3 protein-coding genes and 2 pseudogenes are annotated in these 5,773 nt (G+C 39.9%); 1 reads left to right on the forward strand and 4 read right to left on the reverse strand.

Going from position 1 to position 5,773, the window contains the following annotated elements:
- Window positions 1-436: 436 nt before the first annotated feature.
- A complete protein-coding gene (locus PN471_RS06530) occupies window positions 437-1,681 on the forward strand; it encodes a DUF4912 domain-containing protein (RefSeq protein WP_271776153.1) in 1,245 nt (414 codons plus the stop codon).
- A 466-nt stretch (window positions 1,682-2,147) separates the two neighbouring features.
- Here the strand turns inward: PN471_RS06530 and PN471_RS06535 are convergent, their stop codons facing one another.
- The 4 genes and pseudogenes from PN471_RS06535 to PN471_RS06550 all read right to left on the reverse strand — a co-directional run.
- Window positions 2,148-2,972, reverse strand: coding sequence for a formylglycine-generating enzyme family protein (locus tag PN471_RS06535; protein WP_271776154.1), 825 nt, complete (start codon window positions 2,970-2,972; stop codon window positions 2,148-2,150).
- A gap of 336 nt (window positions 2,973-3,308) precedes the next feature.
- Window positions 3,309-4,076, reverse strand: a pseudogene (locus PN471_RS06540) (reverse transcriptase domain-containing protein); the annotation flags it as partial.
- Complete coding sequence (avd, locus tag PN471_RS06545) at window positions 4,073-4,423, reverse strand: diversity-generating retroelement protein Avd (RefSeq protein WP_271776155.1); 351 nt, start codon at window positions 4,421-4,423, stop codon at window positions 4,073-4,075. The pseudogene PN471_RS06540 and the gene avd, both read right to left, overlap by 4 nt.
- 117 nt (window positions 4,424-4,540) lie before the next feature.
- Window positions 4,541-5,365 (reverse strand): annotated as a pseudogene (locus PN471_RS06550) (formylglycine-generating enzyme family protein); the annotation flags it as partial.
- Window positions 5,366-5,773: the final 408 nt, after the last annotated feature.

The following is a 5,773-nucleotide window of genomic DNA, read 5'->3' on the forward strand; positions in this document are numbered from 1 at the left end:
AAAAAATTTCTTTCTTCATCCAGACTCCAGACTCCAGACTCCAGACTCCAGACTCCAGACTCAATGTCATCAAACTTTGACACTAATCCCCTGCTTGAGATCGCTATGTTAAGATTTCATGACATATTGATCCCCGCAGGGCTGATAAATACGTGAAATATAGTAAAACCTATCTTTAGACCCCTTGATCCCTAGATAGTTTTACTGGTTAATATTTACTTAACAACTCTTTGCAATCCTCAATAAATGCAAAACAACGGCATAACCAGGAATTTCCATGAGTTGGTATCTTAAATAAAAAACAAACAGTAAGCAAATTTAGAACTGGGGCAAAACCAGGAGTCAGGAATAAAAAAATCTGGGTAGATGATATTTCATCAAACTTTTTTAACCCGGAAACAATAATTTACCTTTCAAACTACTGGAGTCCAAATCAATGGCAAAAGAACGCCCACCGCTAGAAGAGATGACCCTACGGCAATTACGCAAAGTTGCCAGTGAATACTGTATATCTCGCTATAGCAGAATGCGGAAATCGCAGTTATTAGCATCAATTGAAGACGTTCAAAATAGTAAATTCTCGCTCAGTTCATCCCCTAATCTGGAGGCACAAGAAACCGTGGAAGCAGCAAAGTTTGAGTTAGGTCAAGAAGATCGGACTGGTGGTTCTCTCGCTGATGTTGATGAAGCACTAGCAGATTTACCTGCTGGTTACGGTGACAGTCGGATTGTGCTGTTACCTCGTGATCCTCAATGGGCTTACACTTACTGGGATATTCCTAACGACCATAAAGAAGCCCTGCGTCGTCAAGGTGGACAAACCCTAGCTTTGCGGATTTATGATGTCACTGATGTTGATTTAGATTATCAAAGTCCCCACAGTATTCAAGAATACCCTGCTGATGAACTAGCGAGAGAATGGTATTTGCCAATTCCCGTGAGCGATCGCGATTATGTGATAGATGTCGGTTATCGCACCGCTGATGGTGGTTGGTTAGTATTAGCGCGTTCCGCGAGAGTGCATATTCCCCCCGTCTACCCTTCCGATTGGATTGAAGATGTCTTCATCAGCGTAGACTTTGAAGAAGACCTCCGTGGTAAGACCTTCTACGAATTAGTTCCCCCATCCAAGAAATTACCAACTGCTACTGCGGCCGCCGGTGGTGGAAATCCCATCTACGAACAAATCTTTGATCTAGCAGAGTCCGCTGAAGCTCAACGGGTGGCAGGTTCTATATTCGGTTCTATGCAGCACGTCCCCGGTTCTGCGGCTCCCGAACAAGCTCTCAGTTCCTACGTTTTCCCATCTGGTGTAGGTATGTGGGCTATTCCTACCGTATCTGGTTTAACTATGTCCGGTGTGGGAATGTCCGGTTTCTCTGCTTCTGCTGTTCCTGTGCGTCCTCGCAAATTCTGGTTGGTTGCTGATGCTGAATTGATTGTTTACGGTGCAACCGAACCTGATGCAACTGTAACCATTGGTGGTCGTCCCATTAAACTTAATTCGGATGGTACATTCCGCTTCCAAATGTCTTTCCAAGATGGTTTAATTGACTACCCAATTTTAGCTGTTGCTGCTGATGGTGAACAAACCCGTTCTATTCACATGAAGTTTGAGCGCGAAACACCTTCTCGTCATACTAATACTAAAGATGAAGCTGTTTTGGAATGGATGGTATAAGTTCTGTATCCGAAGATTAACCATAACTGCAATTAATAACTTTACCCGTTATAGGACTCCTGTAGCGGGTTTTTTATTGTCTGAATCAGGAATTAAACCCACATTCCGCACCCCCCGGTGTCACAATCGGTTTTTTCTGATTTTTATCCCCATTTAATGTTGTATTTTGTACCAAAACCAAGAAATATTGGTAGGCGATAGCGAAGTGCTGCTGCAAGCAGTTCGCTAAAACCAAATCTCCAAACGACCAATTTCGTTGTGTGACAGTTTAGGGTGCGGAAGGTAGGACTAAAAGCTATTCTTATTTAGGGTTTGCTCACGCGTATTCATCTCATCACCTCCCTATCGGGTAGGTGAGAGGCTTCTACTGTTTAAGCTAAAAAATTTTTAAGATCGCTCCGTTTCACTACGCTTGCAAGGGTAAAGGCAAGAAGGGAAAAGGGCAAAAGAGCAAGAGTATAAAGGGCTACAGAGTCCACGCAGCACCACACACAACACGAAAACCGTTGATGATGAAGTCGAAGCCCGCATCACTATAGAAACGATAGGCCGAACGGCAATTAGCAGGACTGAAGCGCCAAGAACCGCCGCGCAGCACCTTGTCACTTTTAGTCTTATTGCTTATATACGCGCTGCCATCTGTAGGCGCACCTTCATAACTACTGTGCCAATCATCCTGACACCATTCCCACACATTGCCGTGCATATCATATAATCCAAACTGATTAGCTATTTCAAAACTGCCTACTTCTGTTGTTTCTTTTCGATAACTTCCTTTAACTCCATTACCATAGGTATAGTTACCATGATAATTAGCTAAATCTGTGGTAACTGTCTCCCCAAAATGAAATGGTGTGGTAGTTCCGGCACGACAGGCATATTCCCATTCCGCTTCACTAGGCAGTCTATAGGGTCTTTGAGTATGATTTGATAGTCGGTTACAAAACTCTACCGCATCATGCCAAGAAACCGATTCTACAGGGCGATTTGCTCCTTTAAACCTAGATGGGTCTTGTTTTAGTTCTTGGTTGACTTGGGGTAAAGCGACTACTACTTGCCATTGTGCTTGGGTTACAGGATATTTACCAAAGCAAAAAGGTTTAATGGTAACTTGATGTTGAGGTCTTTCATTGTCTGAACTTCCTTCTTCTTCTTTTTGTGAACCCATAGTAAAACTACCACCAGGAATTAGCACCATTTCTAATTCAATTTCTAATTCAATGCCATTTCCCAAATCTTCGGTAAAGTAGTTAGCCGTTTTTTTATAACGTTTAATAATAGTTTTCGGCATGATTTTTTGTCAGAATCATAAATATTAGCTTTTTTATATCGGTGAAGCAACTTTTCAGCAAGCTTACTAAGCTACTCCACCGAGTTTGATTTTCGGATGCCGTTGCTGACATCACTGGAACAGATCTGGACTCTTTTTATACGCGCCCGACGAATTCCCATCCGCCAGTTCTGGAATAAAAGAGCGCACGCAGCACCACACACAACACGAAAACCGTTGTTGTTGTTGTCGAAGCCCGCATCATTATAGTTACGATAGGCCGAACGGCAATTTTCAGGATTGTTGTTCCAAGAACCGCCGCGCAGCATCCGGGGTTGCCTGTCCCATCTCCAATGCTAAATAATTTTCTATTGCTTCTCTTGCATCAACTAAAAATTCTTTGTCATCTGCAAATAAAGCAAAATCATCTACATAGCGAACATATTTTTTAGCTTGTAAATCTTCTTTAATAAAATGATCAAAACCATTCAAATAAATATTAGCAAAGAATTGACTGGTGAGATTGCCAATTGGTAAACCTCGTCTTCTTTGTAATGGTGTAAATAAATCATCCCCAGGAAAATGATTTAAAATAGCTTCTTGTTCGTTGCTATTATCAATAATAATATCAGCCAACCATAATGTTTCTTGACATTTCAACTTCCGACGCAACAGAGATTTAAGAATTTCGTGATCAATGCTAGGAAAATATTTACAAATATCACATTGTAGAACATAACGACTGGAACGAGCAAATTTTGTAAATCTACGTAAAGCGCGATGAGTACCAAAACCTACCCGATTAGCATAGGAATCATGAATAAATGTTTTTTCAAAAATTGGAGTTATAATATTACACAACGCATGATGAACCACTCTATCTCGATAAGGTGCAGCAGAAATCATCCGTCGTTTAGGTTCTACTATTTGAAAAGTGTGATATTCTCCTGGTTGATAATTTTTAGTTTCTAATTCGTTTTTAATCTGTGCTAATTCTGATTCTAAATGATAATTAAATTCTAAAACATTCTCTCGAAATCGCTTACCTTTTTGAGCTTGTCTAGCTGCTGTTAATAGATTCTCAAAATCTGTGATTTGTGACCAAAGATTACCATATCGTTTCATGATGATGTTTGCCGTTTACGTTGTTGTTTAATCCATGCTCCTAAATCTGTACCAATATCATTGATTAATTGTGTCACATATTCGTAGCGTTGTACTTTGATTAGTTCAAAATCTAATAACAACCGGGTTTGATGACGTAAGATATCAATTTTACTATTTAAAGATTGTAATTGCTCTAGTTTATCAGCAGCATATTTAGCAATAATTAAACCATCTAATAAATCATATAATCCAGTAATTATCCTATTACCTAACATAAATTTATGATTCTGTGGCAAACGGTTAAGAATTGGCACATACCACTTAATTAAATCATAAGTTTTTTGAATTATTGGTAATTCGTTCATATCTAATCAAATTTAATTAAAAAAGGGTCAAATTTCCAAAAAAATTTTTAAAAGCTCGCTTCGCTCGCAGGGTAAAGGAAAGAAGGGTAAAGGGCAAAAGAGCAAGAGTATAAAAAGCTACAGAGTCCACGCAGCACCACACACAACACGAAACCCGTTGATGAAGTTGTCGAAGCCCGCATCAACACAGCCACGATAGGCCGAACGGCAATGCTCAGGATTGTTGTACCAAGAACCGCCGCGCAGCAACTTTTTGTCACTATTAGACTCGTCGCTTATCCACGCGCTACTATCAGTAGGCGCACCTTCATAACTATTATGCCAATCATCTTGACACCATTCCCACACATTGCCGTGCATATCATATAATCCAAATTCATTAGCTATTTTAAAACTTCCTACTTCTGTTGTTTCTCCTCTATCAACTCCTTTTGTTCCATTACCATAAGTGAAGTTACCATCATAATTAGCTAAATCTGTGGTAATTGTCTCGCCAAAATGAAATGGTGTATTAGTTCCAGCACGACAAGCATATTCCCATTCCGCTTCACTGGGCAGTCTATAGAGTCTTTTTGTGTAGTTTGATAATCTAGCACAAAATTCCACCGCATCATGCCAAGAAACCGATTCTACAGGGCGATGGTTGGTGAGCGAAGTCGAACCATCTCCTTTAAAACTAGATGGGTTTGGTTTTAATTCTTGGTTGACTTGGGGTAAAGCCGCTACCGCTTGCCATTGTGCTTGGGTAATGGGATATTTACCCAATAAAAACGGTTGCACTGTAACTTCATGCTGGGGACTCTCATCTTCTGAGCGTTTTAGCTCATTTTCTGGTGAACCCATGATGAAAGTTCCTCCAGGGATGGCTACCATTTCTAATTTAATGCCGTTTCCCAAGTCTTCTATAAACTGCTGTGCTTGCCCAGGATGACGGTTGATAATGAGTTCAGAACGCACAACCCATTGATTAATTACGGTTTTAAAGTTTGTTTTGGTGACTTTTTCACCAATTACTTTTGTTAATATTTTCCATAATTTGGAAGCAGTTGACTTTATAGTTCCTTGATTATGATTACCTAAAGCGGCAATGTCTTTATAATTTAGATTTTCTAATGTTCCTGCTAAGATGATTTTCTGACTTTCATCCAAATGATTTCCTGTTTGATTAAATACTGCTTCATCAAGTGCAATTAATGGGTCAATATTTTGTTTCTCTGTACAGGACAAAAAATAGAGAAAAAGCTTGCAAAGGAAACAGAGAAAGGGTTTCATAGAAAGTTACCACACAATCAAAGAAACCCCTATGAACCAGATTAACTTATTACGAGACACACTAAAACCACATTTGGA

Origin of the sequence: Aphanizomenon sp. CS-733/32, from assembly GCF_028330045.1 — a bacterium.
Lineage (GTDB): Bacteria > Cyanobacteriota > Cyanobacteriia > Cyanobacteriales > Nostocaceae > Dolichospermum > Dolichospermum gracile.